Consider the following 15,065-nt stretch of genomic DNA (forward strand, 5'->3'; position numbering starts at 1 on the left):
TGATGGCCGCGATGGCTCGGTCGGCTTCCTGTCAGGCAGAAACCGGGTGTCGCAAGTCGCTGCCGACGCGTTCCATCATCGCCAGCAGAACCGGTGAAGGACGTGGAACATGGCGATGGCGGCACTCCGCAAGACGGATGGGCAGGCGATGAATGAGGTCGCCGCCGCCCTCGACTGGCCGCGGATCGAGAACGAGCTCGACGAGCACGGTGTCGGCCTGACCGGGCCGCTGCTCGATGCCGGCGCCTGCGCTGCGCTACGCGCACTCTATGCCGAGCCCCAGCGTTTCCGCAGCCGCATCGTCATGGCCCGCCACGGCTTCGGCCGTGGCGAGTACCAGTACTTCGCCCAGCCATTGCCCGAGGTGATCGCGGCGTTGCGCCCGTTGATCTACGGCCGGCTCGCGCCGATCGCCAATCGCTGGAATGCGGCGCTCGGCATTGCCCAGCGCTATCCGGACGCGCTCGACGATTTCCTGGCGCTTTGTCATGCGCAAGGCCAGGAGCGGCCGACGCCGCTGCTGCTGAAATATGGCGCCGGTGACTACAACTGCCTGCACTAGGACCTTTATGGCGACCTGTTCTTTCCCTTCCAGATGGTGATCCTGCTTTCCGAGCCGGGGCAGGATTTCACCGGCGGCGAGTTCACTCTGGTCGAGCAGCGCCCGCGTATGCAGTCGCGGCCCGAGGTGGTGCCGCTTAGGCAGGGCGAGGCGGCGATCTTTGCCGTGCAGCACCGGCCGGTCCAGGGCACGCGCGGAACCTATCGCGTCAATCTGCGCCATGGCGTCAGCCGGGTGCGCTCGGGCCAGCGCTACACCACCGGGCTGATCTTCCACGATGCGCGCTGATTCAGGCCGTCAGGGCGCCTTGAATGTTAGGCCCCGGAGGATCGCGCCGAGCGCCGGCTCGTCGACGAGATCGGCCGCATCGGCCTGGGTGAACCACTGGTTCCGCCGCTGGTCCTGCTCGGGCCAACTCGCGAGCTGATCCTTCACCGCGAGCGGGTAGAGCCTGACCTTGCACAAGACGAAGTCGCGGGTGCGCCGTTTCCAGTAGGTGTAGCGGCCGACGGGCTTCTTGCCGATCTCGCCGATGAGGCCGGCCTCTTCCATGGCTTCGCGCGCCGCCGCCTCATGGCCCTTCAGCCCACGGATCGGCCAGCCCTTGGGCACGATCCAGCGCTGCGTCTCGCGGGTCGTCACCAGCATGATCTCGACAGCACCGTCCTGCCGGTGACGATACGGGATCGCACCGATCTGAACTTTTGGCTCGCCCGCCTTCTTTCCGACGCTCGCCTTTGCTGCCCTTGCCGACTTCCCCATGCGCCCTCCGGCGGCAGCATATGGTGATTCGGGGGGGCGCTTGCCAGTCAAATTTGTAGCCGGCAATGCTTTCAGGCTCAGCGCGCCGTCGGCGAGGCTTTGCGGAGGCTTCTGCCAGGCCGGTATTTTCCTGTCCTGGACGGGGTGATGCCGGCGCCGTAACGGGCGGCGCCGGTGGCCTCGAGCCGGCACCGCCCGTCGCAGACCGGAGCGGCCGGGCCTCGAGTGGCCCGTCAGAGCTTCTTGCCGTCTTTGTCGAACTGCTTGAGGAAGGCGGTGAGATCAGCGATCTCCTTGTCGTTCTTGATGCCGGCGAAGACCATCTTGGTGCCGGGGATCTTGGCCTTCGGGTCCTTGATGTATTCGGCGAAGACGGCCTCGTCCCAGGTGATGTTGGCGCCCTTGTTGGCTGTCGAATAGCTGTAGCCCTCGACTGCGCCGGTATGGCGCCCGAACAGCCCGTTGAGCTGGGGGCCGACCAGGTTCTTGGCGCCTTCGCCGACCTGGTGGCAGGCCCGGCACTTGTTCCACGAACGCTCGCCGGCCGAGACGTCCTGGGCCCGGGCGGGGGAGGCAGCCATCGCGGCAAGAGCGAGCAGGGTAGCGCTGGCGATCAGTCTCATAGGGCAGTCTCTCCTCAGCTTAGACTCCTTCTGAGATAGCGCAGCCCGCTCATTTGGATACAGGGGCAGTTCGTCGCGGTGGCGCTACAGCGCCCCGATCCACTCGGCGACGTTGGCGGTGAAGGCGTCGGGCCGGGAGATCGGGAAGAAGTGTCCGCCGGTATCGAGTAGCGTCTTGCGCGCTCCGGGCATGGCGGCGGCGAGCTCTTCCTGCAGGAAGGCGGGCACGATCATGTCGTCGCGCGTGCCGAGGATCAGGGTCGGCGGGGCAAGCTCCCCGGCCCAGGCCGAGGCGTCGAAGGCACGCAGCGCATCGATGCGTTCGCGCACCACCTGCTTCGCTTCGGGGGTGTCGGGCGCGGTTGCGACGGCGGTCTCGTAGACGTTCCAATGCGCCTCGAGCCAGGTCGGAGGATAGGCCATCAGTGCGGCGGTCGCCGCATAGGCGCGCGGGTGCTGATCGAGAATGGCGAGGCGGGTCTCGAACAGCGCGGTCATGTAGCGGTTCTGCTTCAGCCAGCTGCCGCTGAGGATCAGCCCGTCGAGCCGCTCCGGCGCCTGGCGTGCCAGCGCAAGACCGATGCAGCCGCCGGTCGAGTGTCCGAGCACGGTGGCGCGTTCGACGCCGGCCGCATCGAGCACGGCGAGGCAATCTCTCGCCAGCTGGTCGATCGTGCAGGGCGCACTGCCGCGATCGCTGGCACCGATGCCGCGCTGGTCGAAGCGCAGGACCTGGAAGGAGCGGGCGAGCGTCGCGGCATTGTCGTCCCAGAAGGCGGCGCTGCCGGCGAGCCCGCTGATGAGCAGCACGGGGCGGCCCTGACCCTGCGAAACAGCCCGCAGCACGGCGTTATCGGGCAGCATCACCTTGAATTCGCCGTTGACCGCGATCCCATCGGCTGCGTTGGTCGGGGCAACATCGGAAGGGTCGTTCTGGTGCCGTCGCGCTGGTGTCATGGCAATCTGTCCTCTTGCGCGGGAAGGCCGGCTGATTGTCGAGGGATGAACGCGGGATCATTCGGCGCGCATGCGAACGGCGCCTTGATCTGGATCATGGACGTCGTCAGCCGCTGCGGACCGGATACGGTGCCGAACAGGACGGTCCTGCTGGCGGCTTGCCCTGCCATGCCGACCTCCCTTGCGTTTCCCCATGCGATTGATCGTGCCGAGGAGGCAGCGTTGTCCAGCTGCCTTTGTTCATGGCAGTATTGGCTTAGACGCAGATCGGGCTACCGGGAAAGAGCGTTGTTATGCGTTTTATGCATGGTGATGCGGCTACAGGCAGTTGACCCAGAGCACGCGGGTGATGCCGTCGTGCTGGTTGGCGAAGCGATGCGGTCGGGAGGAGAGGAAGCGGAAGCTGTCGCCCTCGCGCATGACCCAGCTCTCGTTCTCGACATTCAGCAGCATGGCGCCGCTCAGCACGAGGCCGGCTTCCTCGCCGTGATGGATGTAGTGCTCGTCGCCGGTGCTGGCGCCGGGCTCCATCTCGACGATGAAGAGGTTGAGCTTGGCGCCTTCCGCCTGCGGGGTCAGCAACTGCTTGCGGATGCCGGAGCGCCAGAGCTGCAGTTCGCCGCGATCCGGCTGGCGCACGATGGTGGCCGTCGGGTCGGCCTGCCGCTGATCGGCCGGGAACAGCTCGGAGATAGCGGTGCCGAGCGCGTCGGCGACGGCGGCGAGCACGCGCAGCGTCGGCGAGGACAGGCCGCGCTCGATCTGGCTGAGGAAGCCGATCGACAGTCCGGTGCGGCTCGCAAGCTCTTCCAGCGAAAGCCGGCGCGCACGCCGGAGCTGGCGCAGCCGCGCCCCGATCTCACGGTCGACATGCAAATGCGGCAGGTCGGCGGCAGGCAGGCTCATCGCGATTCCTTCTCGGCTTATTTCATGTGCATGAAAATCGCTTGCCGGCAAGATCGTCCTATGCTCGTATCTTCATACTCATGAAAATATGAGCCGGCGCCTGCCTGGGCGTACGGACAAATGAGGGGACATTGCCATGGAACGCCGGACCTTCCTGACCCTGTTGGCTGGAGGCGCTGCCGCTGCGGCCGTTTCGCCGGCCGCCGCCCAGTCCGTCCTCAAGGTCGGCTCGACGCCGACCGGCATGCCGTTCACCTTTCTCGACACCAAGACCAACACGATCGAAGGCGTGATGGTCGACCTGGTCAAGGCGATCGCCGCTGCTTCGGACTTGAAGGTCGAGGTCGAGGGCATGCAGTTCTCGACGCTGGTCGCCTCGCTCACCGCGAACAAGATCGATCTGATCTCGGCGGCGATGTACATCACCCCGGCCCGCAAGGAGGTGATCGACTTCTCCGACCCGATCTATACGTATGGCGAGGGTCTGCTGGTCCCGGCTTCGGACAAGAAGGACTATGTCGAGCTCGCCGATATGAAGGGCTACACGGTCGGCGCCCAGATCGGCACGGCCTATGTCGATGCGCTGCAGAAGACCGGCCTGTTCCCCGAGGTGAAGCTCTACAAGACCTCGCCGGACATCCTCGCCGACGTCAATGCCGGCCGCGTCCAGGCCGCTTTCGCCGACGCACCGATCATGGCCTACACGCTGAAGCAGGGACAGTTCCCGAACGTCCGGCTCGTCAAGTCCTACAAGCCGATCATCACCGGCTCGGTCGGCATCGGCGTGCGCAAGAGCGACGGCGAGCTGCTTAAGAAGGTCAATGCCGGCCTCGCCAAGGTCAAGGCGGACGGCACGCTCGACAAGATCCTGGCGAAGTGGGGCCTGGAATAAGCCTTCCCGCGGCGCTCTGGCTTCGCCCCGCCGCCAGGCGGCGGGGCGAAGCCTGCAGCGTCTTCGCGACCACCCCGTCGAAGCTGACCTTGTGATGCAATCCTTCCTACGCGATGCCGCCCAGTTCCTGCCGCTGCTGCTGCAGGGGCTGAAATTCACGATCCTCGTGACGCTCGGCTCGCTGGCGCTCTCGACCGTGCTCGGTCTGGTGTGGGCGCTGATGCGCGTCTCGGGCGTGGTGCCGCTGGTGCTGGTCGCCAAGCTCGTCGTCAACACGCTGCGCGGCATCCCGATCCTGGTGCAGCTCTTCTACATCTACTTCGTCTTCCCGGAGTTCGGCCTCGCGCTGAGCGCGCTGCAGGCGGCGATCCTGGGCCTCGGCATCGCCTATTCCGCCTATCAGGCCGAGAACTTCCGTGCCGGCATCGAGGCGATCGACCATGGCCAGGTCGAGGCGGCGCAGTCGATCGGCATGGGCTGGTTCCTGATGATGCGCCGGGTGATCCTGCCGCAGGCGGTCAAGGTCGTGCTGCCGCCCTATGGCAACATCATGATCATGATGCTGAAGGATTCCTCGCAGGCCTCGACCATCACCGTCGCGGAGCTGACCTTGCAGGGTTCGCTGCTTGCGTCCTCGACCTTCAAGAACATGACGGTCTACACGCTGGTGGCGCTGCTCTATCTCTCGATGAGCCTGCCGCTGATCGCCTTCGTCGGCTGGCTCGAACGCCGCTTCGGCAAGGGAGCCAGGCGATGATCGAGCTCTCCGGTGTCACCAAGAGCTTCGGCAGCCATCAGGTGCTGAAGGGCATTACGGGCAGCGTCCAGCGCGGCGAGGTCGTCTGTCTGATCGGCCCCTCCGGCTCGGGCAAGTCGACCATCCTGCGCTGCATCAATGGGCTCGAATCCTATGATGGCGGCGCGATCACGGTCGATGGTGCCAAGGTCGACCGCGCCGATCGCTCGATCGTCGGCATCCGCACCGCCATGGCGATGGTGTTCCAGCGCTTCAACCTGTTCCCGCACCGGACCGCGCTCGAGAACGTCGTCGAGGGTCCGATCCATGTGAAGAAGGAGCCGGCGGCGCAGGCGCTGGCGCGCGGCCGCGATCTGCTCGCCCGCGTCGGTCTCGCCGACAAGTTCGAGGCGTATCCAGCCCAGCTTTCGGGCGGCCAGATGCAGCGTGTCGCCATCGCCCGGGCGCTCGCCATGCAGCCCAAGGCGATCCTGTTCGACGAGCCGACCTCGGCGCTCGATCCCGAACTGGTCGGCGAGGTCCTTGGCGTGATGAAGAGCCTCGCCGAGGAGGGCATGACCATGCTGGTCGTCACCCACGAGATGGGTTTTGCCCGCGAAGTCGCCGATCGCGTCCTCTTCCTCGACGGCGGCTTCATCGTCGAGGAAGGCGTTGCCCGCGAGGTGCTGAGCGCGCCGCGCAATCCGCGTACGCAGGACTTCCTGCGCCGCGTGCTTAAGCCGATCTAGGGGATATCGAGATGGCCGAGCCTTTCCCGCTGCAGCCTTCGCTCTGGCATGCGACGGCTCCGGCAGCGCCGCAGACGCCGCCGCTCGCGAGCGATGCCCGCGCCGATGTCTGCATCGTCGGCGCCGGCTATGCCGGCCTCTCGACCGCGCTGCATCTCGCCGAAGCCGGCGTCTCCGTCGTCGTGCTGGAGGCGCGCGAGCCGGGCTGGGGCGCGTCGGGCCGCAACGGCGGCCAGGTCATCCCCGGCATCAAATACGACCCCAGCGAGATCGTCTCGAAATATGGGACCGAAGCGGGCGCGGCCCTGGTCTCCTTCGTCGCCTCCACGGCCGATCTCGTCTTCGGGCTGATCGAGAAGCACGGCATGGACGTGCCGCATCGCCGCGCCGGCTGGATCCAGGGCGCGCATACGCCGGCCATGATCGAGACGGTGAAACGCCGGGCCGACGAATGGGCGATGCGCGGCGTCGCCGCCCGCTTCCTCGACGCCGATGCGGTCGGCCGCCTGATCGGTACGGACCGCTATCTCGGCGGCTGGCTCGACCCGCGCGGCGGCGGCGTCCAGCCGCTCGCCTATGCCCGCGGCCTTGCCCGCGCCGCGCAGCAAGCGGGGGCCGCGATCCATGGCCAGAGCCCGGTGACCGACTTGCGCCGCAATGGCGGCAACTGGGTCGTGCGCACCGCGCAGGGCGCCAGCGTCACTGCGCCGCGCGTGGTGATCGCGACCAACGGCTATACCGGCGACCTGATCCCAAAGCTGCGCCAGACGGTGATCCGGCCGAACTCCTTCATCGTCGCGACCGAGCCGCTCTCCGACAATATCGCCGGCACGATCCTGCCGGAGGGGCAGGTCACCTCCGACACCCGCCAGCTCCTGCTCTATTTCCGCAAGGACCACACCAATCGCCTGCTGATGGGCGGGCGCGGCCCCTTCCGCGAGCCGCGGGACGCCGGCGACTGGTCTCATCTGGAGCGTGTCATCGGCAAGATGTACCCGCAGGCCAAGGGCCTAAGCTTCGACTATCGCTGGTGCGGCCGCGTCGCGCTGACCCGCGATTTCCTGCCGCATCTGCACGAGCCGGAGCCCGACCTGCTCGTCGATATCGGCTGCATGGGCCGGGGCGTCGGCCTGCAGACGGCGATGGGCCGGGCGATGGCGCACTATCTCTCGACCGGCGACAAAGCGAGCCTGCCTTTCCCGGTCGTGCCGATCACGCCGCTGCCACTGCACGCGCTGAACGAGCTCTACGTCTCCGCCATCATCGCCTGGTATCGCCTGACCGATGGCGGCATGAAGGACCGCGCCGCTTGACCGGCGCCGGTTCCTGACGCAGGGCGGGGACATGAGCATCGTCCTCGCCTGCGATCTCGGCGGCACGTCCTTCCGCGCCGCCCTCGTCGATGACACCGGCGCGATCCGCGCCCAGCACGCCATTGCCGGGCCGGCGAGCCGCGATGATCTCTCAGGCGCCTCGGAAATCGACGCCGAAGCCTGGTGGGGCCTGCTGGTCGAGGCTTGTGCCGGGTTGGCGGCGGAAGCAGCGGCGCTGTTCGATGCGGTCGAGGCTGTCGCGATCTGCGGCGTCACCCGCACGCAAGTTTTGCTCGACCGGGATGGCAATTCGCTGCGTCCAGCGATGACTTGGAAGGATACGCGCGCCGATGCGCTCGCGGCGCGTTTGCGCGAGGAGCTGGACGCGGCCCATCCCGAGAGCGCCGGGGTCAACGCGTTCCATCCGCTGGCGCGCCTCGCCTGGCTGCGCGAGCAGGAGCCGGAGGTTTTTGGCAAACTCGCCTGCCTGCTCGAGCCGAAGGACTACCTGAACTTCCGCCTGACCGGCCGGCAGGCGAGCGACCCCGTCTCGATGGCGCGATTGCTGGCCGCGGCAGCTTGGCATGAAGGCAGCCATCTCCTGGCGGCTGTGGGCATCCCGGCTGCGATCCTGCCGGCGATGCTGGAGCCCTGGGAGCAGGTCGGCCCGGTCCAGCACGGCCTGCCCGCGCCGCTCGATCGTCTCGCCGGCAAGCCGGTGTTCTGCGCCTCGAACGACACCTGGGCTGCGGTGGTCGGCCTCGGCGCCATGCGCGACGGCTTCGCCTACAACATCTCCGGCACCACCGAGGTGCTCGGGGTGGTCGGCCGCAAACCGGCACGGGCGGAAGGCCTCCTCACCGTCGACTGGCGCGGGCTGTTCCAGCTCGGCGGCCCCAGCCAGACCGGCGCCGATACCGTCTCCTGGCTGCTGGCGCTGCTCGGCCGCGATGGCGCAGCCGTCGGACAGGAGATCGACGCGCTGCTCTCAGGGTCGCGCCAGCCGCAGCCGCTGCTCTTTCTGCCCTATCTCCAGGGCGAGCGCGTGCCCTATTGGGACCCGTCCTTGCGTGGCGCGCTCGTCGGCTTGAATCGCCGGCATGGACCGACCGACCTGGCCTTCGCGGTGCTGGAGGGCGTCGCCTGCCTCAACCGGATCGTGCTGGAACGGGCCGAAGCCGCGCTCGGCAGCGCTGCGAGCGAAATCCGTTTCGGCGGTGGGGCCGCCGCCAATCCGGTCTGGAGCCAGATCAAGGCCGACCTCTGCGGTCGCCCGGTCGTCGTGGCAGCCTCGAAGGAACCCGGTCTGCTCGGCGCAGCGATCATCGCCTTCGCGGGGCTCGGCCGTTTCGGCTCGCTTGCTGAAGCCCAGCAGGCGCTCGTCACGGTCGCCCGCCGCTTCGAGCCCGATCCCGCTCGCAAGCCGGCCTATGATGCGCTTTTCGCCCTGTTCCGCCGGGCCGAGATGGCGCTGGCGCCGATCTCCCGCGATCTCGTCGTTGCTGCGCAGGATGGTGAGCCGCTCGCTTGTCTCGCGCGCCATGCGTCTGCGGCCGCAGACCTGCACGCCGATTGACGTTGCGGCTGGGGCGCTTGCGCCTTACCCAGATGGAACCAATCTCCCGAGAGAGGTCCATGCCGCGTTCCTGCCGCGCCGTCGCGTTTCGTCTCTCCCCGGTCGTCGGCAGGGCCGGCTGATGCCCAAGCCCGTCACCCTGCTCACCGGCGCCTCCGGTGGCATCGGCAGCGCACTCGCGATGACGCTGGCACCGGCGCACAGGCTCGTCCTCTCGGGGCTGGAGGGAGGCCCGCTGGTCGAGCTGGCGGAGCGTCTCCAGGCCGAGGGCGCGGACGTCGCCGCCATGACCGGCGATGTCCGGGACCGTGATCTCGCCGGTGCGCTGGTCGAGCTGGCCGTGGAGCGCTTCGGTCGCCTCGACAATCTTGTGACCGGCGCCGGCGCCTCGCGGCCGGTGCCGCTGGTCGAGATGGAGGACGAGGAATGGGACAAGCTCGTCGACATCAACCTGTCGGCCGTCTTCCGCGTCTCCAAGGCTGCCGCTCGGCGCATGATCGAGCAGGGCGAGGGCGGGGCGATCGTCCACATCTCGTCGATCGCGCATAGCAATGGCGGCGCCAACCTCGCCTATGGCTCGGCCAAGGGTGGCGTGGCGACGCTGACCTACGGCATGGCCCAGCAGCTCGGCCGCCATGCCATCCGCGTCAACGCGGTCGCGCCGGGGATCATCGACACGCCGATGGTGCGCGGCGGCTTCGCCAGTCAGTTCAATGCGCTGGTCGAAGGAGCCTCGCAGCGTACCCCGCTTGGGCGGCTCGGCCGTCCCGAGGATGTTGCGGGCGTCATCGCCTTCCTGCTCTCGCCGGCTGCCGCCTTCGTCACCGGCGCGCTGATTCCGGTCACCGGCGGCATCGAGATCCTCTCGCCGATCTCGGCGATTGCCAAGGGAAACGCCTGACGATGCGCGAGATCATCGGCCGCTACGGCACCGCGCTCGCCGGCCTCGTCCTGATCGTCTTCTTCGTCGCCTTCGCGCCGAACTTCGCGACGACGATGAACGTCATCAACGTGCTGAAGGATACGAGCTTCCTCGCCATCCTGGCGCTCGGCTTCACGCTCGCCCTGATCGTCTCCGAACTCGACCTCTCGATCGCCGAGGTCGCGAGCCTGTCGGCCGTCGTCACCGGCTGGCTCATCCAGGGACAGCAGCATCCCGCGCTCGCCGTCACAGCGGGGCTGCTGGTCGGGCTCCTTTGCGGCGCGGCCAATGGCTATGGCGTCACGGTGCTGCGCGTGCCTTCGCTGATCATGACGCTCGGCATCGCGGCGATCGCCAAGGGCTTCGCCTTCATGATCACGCAGGGCGTCGCCTTCGTCGGGCGCTGGCCGACCGGCTTTACCGGGCTGGCGCGCGGCTACAGCTTCGGCATCCCCAATCTCGTGCTCTGGCTCACCGCGGTCACGCTCCTGACCTATGGCCTGATCAAATGGACCCGCACCGGCGCCCATATGGTCGCGACCGGCGAGGCTGACGAGGCGGCCCGGCTTTCCGGCATCGCCACCAACAGGATGAAGCGCATCGGCCTGTTGCTGACCGGGCTCTGCGCCGGCATCACCGCCGTGCTGCTTGCCGCAAACCTGTCCTCCGCCGCGCCGAACATGGCCGGCGACTACCTGCTCTACGCCATCGCCGCCGTGCTGCTGGGGATGACCATGTTCGAGCCCGGCAAGCCCAACATTCCCGGCACGGTCTTTGCCGCTCTGGTGCTCAAGGTGCTCGGCAACGGCTTGGTGCTGATGGGCGCAGCCTATTACGTTCAGGACATCGTTCTCGGCGTCATCATCATCGGTTCGGTCGCCTTCTCGGCCAGCGCGTTGAAGAAGGCGGCGTTCAAGGTCTGACAGTTCACAACGACAACGAGGGGAGAGGTCGTCATGGTCGGTTTGAGGAAGCTTCTGCTGGCGGCGGCCGCCGTCGTCGCGATGGTTCAGGGGGCTTGGGCCTTCGAGCTCGGCGTGATCGGCTTCCAGTTCTCGTCGGAGACGCATGCCCGCGTCGCCAATGCCGCCGCCGCGGCAGCCAAGGCCAAGGGCTGGAACGTCACGCTGCTGAACTCGGAAGGTGCGCTGCCCAAGCATGCCGAGCAGTTCGACGCGCTGATCGCCAAGAAGGTCGATGCGATCATCATCGCCATGGGCAAGCCGGTCGAGGCCGACGCCCAGTTCAAGGCGGCCAAGGACGCCAAGATCCCCGTCATCACAGTGCAGTCGGGTTCAAGCCCGCATGCGCTTTTCGATATCCAGACCAATGAGTACAAGGTCGGTGCCGAGGCCGCGCTCTATCTGCTCGGCCAGCTCGGCTACCAGGGCAACATCGTCACCGCCCGCTTCGACCTCAACGTCGCCTCGCGTATCCGCGGCAAGCTGCTCGACGTTGTGCTTTCCGAGAACCAGGCAGTGAAGGAGCTCGGCAAGTTCTCGATGGCCCGCACCCAGAGCTGGCGCGACGATGTCCGCGCCGGCATGCAGGCGCTGCTGCTGCAGAACCAGGGCAAGATCAACGGCATCTGGGCCTCGTTCGACGGCCAGGCCTACATCATCGACGACCTGCTGCAGGCTCAAGGGATCAAGAAGGGCCAGATCCCGCTGGTCTCGGTCGATGGCGGCAAGGAGACCTATGCCCGCATCGCCGACCCGGCCTCGACCTTCACCGCCACCGTCTCGATCCCGTTCGAGGAGATGGGCAAGCAGGCGGTCGACGCGATCCAGGCGATCGTCGTCGACAAGAAGCCCAAGGAGACGATCACTTCGGGCCCGTATCTCTTCACCGACGCGGTCCTGGTGGACAAGAACAACGTCCAGCAGTTCCTGAAGTGAAACCGTCGCTCCGCCCAAGCGCGCATCCCTTCTCCCCTGGGGGGAGAAGGTGTCTGCGAAGCAGACGGATGAGGGCGGTACGACTGGGTACGATGGTAGTCGGGTCGCGCCTGACTTCCCTCATCCGTCAGCGCTGCGCGCTGCCACCTTCTCCCCCGAGGGGAGAAGGAAGGAGAGCTTCCCGATGACCGCCACACCCCTCCTCTCGCTTCGCGGCATCGGCAAGAGCTACGGCCCGGTCGTGGCGGTGCGCGAGGTCGATCTCGACATCTTTGCCGGCGAGGTCGTCGCGATCTGCGGCGACAACGGCGCCGGCAAGTCGAGCCTGATCAAGGTGATCTCCGGCGCCGAGGAGGCGACCTCGGGGACGCTCCAGATGCGCGGCAAGACCGTCGTCTTCGCCTCGCCGCATGATGCGCTGAGCCATGGCGTCGCGACGATCTACCAGGACCTCGCTCTGGCGCCGCGGCTCTCGATTGCCCAGAACGTCTTCATGGGCTCGGAGCTGACGCGGCCGCTGCTGCTGCCCTTCCTGCGCGTCCTCGACAAGAAAAGGATGGCGCAGGAGGCGCGCGGCTTCCTCAAGCAGCTCTCGGTCACGGTCGAGGACATGGACCGCCCGGTCGAGCGGCTCTCGGGCGGCCAGCGCCAGGCGGTCGCGATCTCGCGCGCTTTGCGCTGGAAGGCCGAGATCATCATCATGGACGAGCCGACGGCGGCGCTCGGCGTGAAGGAGACTGCCCTCGTCCTCGACCTGATACGCAAGCTCAAGGCCGACGGCAGGACGGTGCTGCTCATCAGCCACAATATGCGCGATGTCGTCGCGCTCGCCGACCGGGTGGTGATCATGGGCGCTGGCCGCAAATATGTCGACCAGCCGCTCGGCGACCTCTCCGCCGACGATCTCAGCCGCATGATCATGGCCGGCAACGCGAGAGCCGCCTGAGATGGCGGGCGAAACGATCGTCATCGACACCGATCCCGGCCAGGACGACGCGGTCGCCCTGCTGCTCGCCTTCGCCAGCCCGGAGCTCTACCTCAAGGCGGTCACCACCGTTGCCGGCAATGTCCCGCTGGGGCTGACCACGGCGAACGCACTGCGCATCCGCGAGCTCGCCGGCCGTGAGGACGTGCCGGTTCATGCCGGCGCCGACCGGCCGCTGCTCTTCCCGCTTTCGACCGCCGAATTCGTCTGCGGACCCGACGGGCTGGCGGGCGCCGACCTGCCGCCGGCTCGCGGCAAAGCTAGCCCAATCCATGCCGTCGACGCACTGATCGCGATCTTACGCGCCGCGCCCGACGACAGCGTCACGCTCTGCCCGCTCGGCCCGCTGACCAATCTCGCTTTGGCCTTCCGGCTGGCGCCGGACGTGCTGCCCAAGGTGAAGCGCATTGTGCTGATGGGCGGGGCGCTGGCGCTCGGCAACATCACCCCGGCGGCCGAGTTCAACGTGCATGTCGATCCGCACGCCGCCGCGATCGTCTTCGGCTGCGGCCGGCCGATGGTGATGTTCGGGCTCGGCGTCACCCATCAAGCGGTCGCCTCACATGCACAGGTCGCGCGCCTGCTCACGTTCGGCAACGCGGTCGGCAAGGTCGTCCATGGCATGCTGACCCGTCCGCGACCCGGCGGGCTCGGCACCGCCGGCCATCCGATGCACGACCCTTGCGTCATCGCCTTCCTGCTCTGGCCGGAACTCTTTACGGGGCGCGACTGTTTCGTCGAGGTCGAGACCGGCGATGGCCCCTTGCGTGGCCGCACCACGATCGACTGGAACGGCCGTCTCAAGCGGCCGGCCAATGCCCATGTCGTCGCGAGCGTCGAGGCGGACGCGCTGTTCCAGCGCCTGTTCGACCGGCTCGCAACGTTGCCCTGACTGGAGGCGGAAATGGCCCATTTCGTCGAGGAGCTGCAGCTCGAAGCCGAGCGTGCGATTCTGGCGATGCAGACGGCCGCGCTCGCCGCCCGCCAGCTCCACGCCCGCGCCGAACTGATGCGCCACATGCTGACCACGGCCCGCAAGGTCGCCGGCAAGCCGAAAACCGAGGCGGTCGAGACGGTGGTGCGCGAATGGATGGACGCCTGGAATCTCGGCCGTCAGGACTGGCCGCATATCGCCCGCGAGATGGAAGCCTTCACCGCCGCTTTCCACGATTATGCGAACGAGCCCGGTGACGGGAACGACGCCGCGCTGCGCCATGCGTGCGATGCGCTCGATGCGGTGCTGGCGCGCGAGAACACCTCGATCAGCGACCAGATGGCCTTCCGCTCGCAATGTGCCCATCGCTGGTGGGAGCTGGTCGTGCCGGTGCCCACCGATCTCCCGGGTGCCAAGCCGCGCCCCTCGATGCCGGAACTCGATGGCCAGGCGCCGTTCTGGCAGTCCGGCTGTGCCGAATTCTGTCGCTGAGGGCCGGCCAATGCAGCCGCTCCAGCTGACGCTCCGCCCCGCCAGCCTCGCCGATGCCGAGGCCTGCCGGCGGCTCTCGGACGCGGTCGGGTGGCCGCATCGGCGCGAGGATTGGGAGTTCGCGCTGTCGCTGGGGCAGGGCTTCACCCTGTCGATCGAGGACGAGGTCGTCGCTATCGGGCTCTGGTGGGGGTTCGGTGCGAGCCATGCGACGCTCGGCACGATCATCGTCGCCCCGGACCAACAAGGCCAGGGCATCGGCAAGCTCTTGGTCGAGCGGCTGATCGCGGCGACGGAGGGGCGCACGCTCGGTCTCGTCGCCACGCCGCAGGGCGAGCCGCTCTATGCCCGCTACGGCTTCATCGCCATCGACGAGGTCCGCCAGCACCAGGGCGACTGGCCGGAACTCGCGGCGCCCGTTCTCGCGGCGAACGAGATCATGCGCCCGGCCGCCGCTGCCGATCTGCCGCTGCTGGCACAGCTTGACGGCGAGGCGACCGGCCTGCCGCGTGCACCCGTCCTCGAGGCGCTGCTGACGCGGGGCCATGCGATCCTGATCGAGCGCAGTGGCGCGCCGGCCGGCTTCGGCTTTCTGCGCCGCCATGGCCGCGGCTGGCTGATCGGCCCGGTCGCGGCGGTCGATGACGCCGCCGCCTGCAGTTTGATCGCGGCGCTGCTGACGGCGCGCCGCGGCGATCTCGTCCGCATCGACGTGCCCGCCCGCAGCGGCCTCGGCGCCTGGCTGAGCGAATGCGGCC

Annotated in this window: 17 protein-coding genes and 1 pseudogene; 13 read left to right on the forward strand and 5 right to left on the reverse strand. The window is 67.8% G+C overall.

All coding sequences use genetic code 11. From position 1 onward, the window contains the following. Positions 1-109: 109 nt before the first annotated feature. Positions 110-850, forward strand: a pseudogene (locus CXY91_RS21105) (2OG-Fe(II) oxygenase). A 9-nt stretch (positions 851-859) separates the two neighbouring features. Here CXY91_RS21105 and CXY91_RS21110 read toward each other — a convergent pair. The 5 genes from CXY91_RS21110 to CXY91_RS21125 form a co-directional block, all read right to left on the reverse strand. After that, the gene (locus tag CXY91_RS21110) at positions 860-1,324 is read right to left on the reverse strand and encodes an NUDIX hydrolase (RefSeq protein ID WP_091834559.1); all 465 of its coding nucleotides are present in this window, start codon (positions 1,322-1,324) and stop codon (positions 860-862) included. A 233-nt stretch (positions 1,325-1,557) separates the two neighbouring features. Next, positions 1,558-1,947 carry a c-type cytochrome gene (locus CXY91_RS21115; protein ID WP_091834556.1) on the reverse strand — a complete coding sequence of 130 codons (390 nt, stop codon included), beginning with the start codon at positions 1,945-1,947 and terminating at the stop codon, positions 1,558-1,560. Positions 1,948-2,031: 84 nt separating this feature from the next. After that, positions 2,032-2,904, reverse strand: a complete 873-nt coding sequence (locus tag CXY91_RS21120) for an alpha/beta fold hydrolase (protein WP_248307584.1) — start codon at positions 2,902-2,904, stop codon at positions 2,032-2,034. Then, complete coding sequence (locus tag CXY91_RS30330; protein ID WP_158673531.1) at positions 2,901-3,074, reverse strand: hypothetical protein; 174 nt, start codon at positions 3,072-3,074, stop codon at positions 2,901-2,903. The genes CXY91_RS21120 and CXY91_RS30330 overlap by 4 nt, the downstream gene beginning before the upstream one ends. Before the next feature lie 148 nt (positions 3,075-3,222). Beyond that, a complete protein-coding gene (locus CXY91_RS21125) occupies positions 3,223-3,810 on the reverse strand; it encodes a helix-turn-helix domain-containing protein (RefSeq protein ID WP_100963133.1) in 588 nt (195 codons plus the stop codon). Between the two features lie 136 nt (positions 3,811-3,946). Here CXY91_RS21125 and CXY91_RS21130 point away from each other — a divergent pair, with 136 nt between their 5' ends. From CXY91_RS21130 to CXY91_RS21185, 12 genes are all read left to right on the forward strand, one after another. After that, entirely contained in the window at positions 3,947-4,702 is a 756-nt protein-coding gene (locus tag CXY91_RS21130; RefSeq protein WP_091834550.1) for a substrate-binding periplasmic protein, read from the forward strand. A gap of 94 nt (positions 4,703-4,796) precedes the next feature. Further along, positions 4,797-5,459 (forward strand): amino acid ABC transporter permease, encoded by a 663-nt coding sequence (locus CXY91_RS21135; RefSeq protein WP_100963134.1) that lies wholly within the window; start codon positions 4,797-4,799, stop codon positions 5,457-5,459. Continuing rightward, the gene (locus CXY91_RS21140) at positions 5,456-6,187 is read left to right on the forward strand and encodes an amino acid ABC transporter ATP-binding protein (protein WP_100963135.1); all 732 of its coding nucleotides are present in this window, start codon (positions 5,456-5,458) and stop codon (positions 6,185-6,187) included. Before CXY91_RS21135 ends, CXY91_RS21140 begins: the two co-directional genes overlap by 4 nt. A gap of 11 nt (positions 6,188-6,198) precedes the next feature. Then, positions 6,199-7,500: an NAD(P)/FAD-dependent oxidoreductase gene (locus CXY91_RS21145; protein ID WP_100963136.1), complete on the forward strand. Its 1,302-nt coding sequence runs from the start codon at positions 6,199-6,201 to the stop codon at positions 7,498-7,500. Between the two features lie 31 nt (positions 7,501-7,531). Then, a complete protein-coding gene (locus tag CXY91_RS21150) occupies positions 7,532-9,076 on the forward strand; it encodes a xylulokinase (RefSeq protein WP_100963137.1) in 1,545 nt (514 codons plus the stop codon). 121 nt (positions 9,077-9,197) lie between these two features. Beyond that, positions 9,198-9,977, forward strand: coding sequence for an SDR family NAD(P)-dependent oxidoreductase (locus CXY91_RS21155; RefSeq protein WP_158673532.1), 780 nt, complete (start codon positions 9,198-9,200; stop codon positions 9,975-9,977). Positions 9,978-9,979: 2 nt separating this feature from the next. Continuing rightward, positions 9,980-10,921, forward strand: a complete 942-nt coding sequence (locus CXY91_RS21160) for an ABC transporter permease (protein ID WP_100963139.1) — start codon at positions 9,980-9,982, stop codon at positions 10,919-10,921. A gap of 33 nt (positions 10,922-10,954) precedes the next feature. Next, complete coding sequence (locus CXY91_RS21165) at positions 10,955-11,896, forward strand: sugar ABC transporter substrate-binding protein (protein WP_100963140.1); 942 nt, start codon at positions 10,955-10,957, stop codon at positions 11,894-11,896. 184 nt (positions 11,897-12,080) lie between these two features. Next, positions 12,081-12,842 carry an ATP-binding cassette domain-containing protein gene (locus CXY91_RS21170; RefSeq protein WP_091834526.1) on the forward strand — a complete coding sequence of 254 codons (762 nt, stop codon included), beginning with the start codon at positions 12,081-12,083 and terminating at the stop codon, positions 12,840-12,842. Between the two features lies 1 nt (position 12,843). Beyond that, positions 12,844-13,773: a nucleoside hydrolase gene (locus tag CXY91_RS21175; protein ID WP_100963141.1), complete on the forward strand. Its 930-nt coding sequence runs from the start codon at positions 12,844-12,846 to the stop codon at positions 13,771-13,773. Positions 13,774-13,785: 12 nt separating this feature from the next. Next, entirely contained in the window at positions 13,786-14,307 is a 522-nt protein-coding gene (locus CXY91_RS21180) for a hypothetical protein (RefSeq protein ID WP_100963142.1), read from the forward strand. 10 nt (positions 14,308-14,317) lie between these two features. Further along, the coding region (locus CXY91_RS21185) for a GNAT family N-acetyltransferase (RefSeq protein WP_100963143.1) at positions 14,318-15,065 on the forward strand (748 nt) is incomplete at its 3' end.

It is taken from the genome of Allobosea sp. FBZP-16 (genome assembly GCF_002831785.1).
Taxonomy (GTDB): domain Bacteria; phylum Pseudomonadota; class Alphaproteobacteria; order Rhizobiales; family Beijerinckiaceae; genus Allobosea; species Allobosea lupini.

Coding starts and splice junctions, on each gene's coding strand:
- CXY91_RS21110 (WP_091834559.1), bottom strand. CDS start 1,324: ATGGGGAAGTCGGCAAGGGCAGCAAAGGCGAGCGTCGGAAAGAAGGCG.
- CXY91_RS21115 (WP_091834556.1), bottom strand. CDS start 1,947: ATGAGACTGATCGCCAGCGCTACCCTGCTCGCTCTTGCCGCGATGGCT.
- CXY91_RS21120 (WP_248307584.1), bottom strand. CDS start 2,904: ATGACACCAGCGCGACGGCACCAGAACGACCCTTCCGATGTTGCCCCG.
- CXY91_RS30330 (WP_158673531.1), bottom strand. CDS start 3,074: ATGGCAGGGCAAGCCGCCAGCAGGACCGTCCTGTTCGGCACCGTATCC.
- CXY91_RS21125 (WP_100963133.1), bottom strand. CDS start 3,810: ATGAGCCTGCCTGCCGCCGACCTGCCGCATTTGCATGTCGACCGTGAG.
- CXY91_RS21130 (WP_091834550.1), top strand. CDS start 3,947: ATGGAACGCCGGACCTTCCTGACCCTGTTGGCTGGAGGCGCTGCCGCT.
- CXY91_RS21135 (WP_100963134.1), top strand. CDS start 4,797: ATGCAATCCTTCCTACGCGATGCCGCCCAGTTCCTGCCGCTGCTGCTG.
- CXY91_RS21140 (WP_100963135.1), top strand. CDS start 5,456: ATGATCGAGCTCTCCGGTGTCACCAAGAGCTTCGGCAGCCATCAGGTG.
- CXY91_RS21145 (WP_100963136.1), top strand. CDS start 6,199: ATGGCCGAGCCTTTCCCGCTGCAGCCTTCGCTCTGGCATGCGACGGCT.
- CXY91_RS21150 (WP_100963137.1), top strand. CDS start 7,532: ATGAGCATCGTCCTCGCCTGCGATCTCGGCGGCACGTCCTTCCGCGCC.
- CXY91_RS21155 (WP_158673532.1), top strand. CDS start 9,198: ATGCCCAAGCCCGTCACCCTGCTCACCGGCGCCTCCGGTGGCATCGGC.
- CXY91_RS21160 (WP_100963139.1), top strand. CDS start 9,980: ATGCGCGAGATCATCGGCCGCTACGGCACCGCGCTCGCCGGCCTCGTC.
- CXY91_RS21165 (WP_100963140.1), top strand. CDS start 10,955: ATGGTCGGTTTGAGGAAGCTTCTGCTGGCGGCGGCCGCCGTCGTCGCG.
- CXY91_RS21170 (WP_091834526.1), top strand. CDS start 12,081: ATGACCGCCACACCCCTCCTCTCGCTTCGCGGCATCGGCAAGAGCTAC.
- CXY91_RS21175 (WP_100963141.1), top strand. CDS start 12,844: ATGGCGGGCGAAACGATCGTCATCGACACCGATCCCGGCCAGGACGAC.
- CXY91_RS21180 (WP_100963142.1), top strand. CDS start 13,786: ATGGCCCATTTCGTCGAGGAGCTGCAGCTCGAAGCCGAGCGTGCGATT.